This window comes from bacterium, from assembly GCA_020440705.1.
GTDB lineage: Bacteria > Krumholzibacteriota > Krumholzibacteriia > LZORAL124-64-63 > LZORAL124-64-63 > JAGRNP01.
The window spans coordinates 1-634 of the sequence record JAGRNP010000287.1 but is presented as its reverse complement, the minus strand read 5'-3'; the positions used below and the strand labels follow the sequence as shown (position 1 = coordinate 634).

Below are 634 nucleotides of genomic sequence, written 5' to 3'. Positions count from 1 at the left end.
TATACGGAAGAGGTCATTGATGATATTTGCATTGAAGGATCATTTCGATAGAGTGATATTTCAGTATTCAGGCTGCCTGCTGCTGTTCCTTTTCATGAGTGGCAGTTTTGCACTGACAATTCCTGCCTACAGCCAGGATTGGCGGGCCAACCCGGACAGTGCCCTGCAGGTGAAGCTGGCGCAGATCGGCGGGGAAAAGATTCGCCTGGAACGCGCTGTCTCCCTCGCACTGGAGAACGCCAGCGCGGTGCGGGAAGCACGGGCCCGGCTGCGGGCAGCGCAGGGGGCGGTGCGCCGGGAAAAGGGCAGCTTCGATCCGGAGCTGTTCCTCAGCCTGGAGCGCTCCGGCAATGACACACCCACCGCTTCATTTTTCTCCGGCGCATCGATACTGGAGACCCGCGAGACCGCCGGAAGGGCCGGTGTGCGCATCAATCTGCCGATCGGCACTGAGATCGAAGCCTCACTGAATTCCACCCGGCTGGAGACCAACTCTCGTTACGCCTCGCTAAGCCCGCAATATACCGCCTTTGGAAATCTCACCTTCCGCCAGCCCCTCACCTCTGGATTTCGCGCATCCGGGCGCAAGATCCTTTCCAGCGCCGAACGCACACTGGATGCGGCCCGGATCCGC

General features: G+C 60.1%; 1 protein-coding gene. It reads left to right on the top strand.

What is annotated here, in order from left to right; genetic code table 11:
- Window positions 1-19: 19 nt before the first annotated feature.
- Window positions 20-634, top strand: a 615-nt coding sequence (locus KDM41_18415; protein MCB1185399.1) for a TolC family protein, incomplete at its 3' end; no start/stop codon positions are given.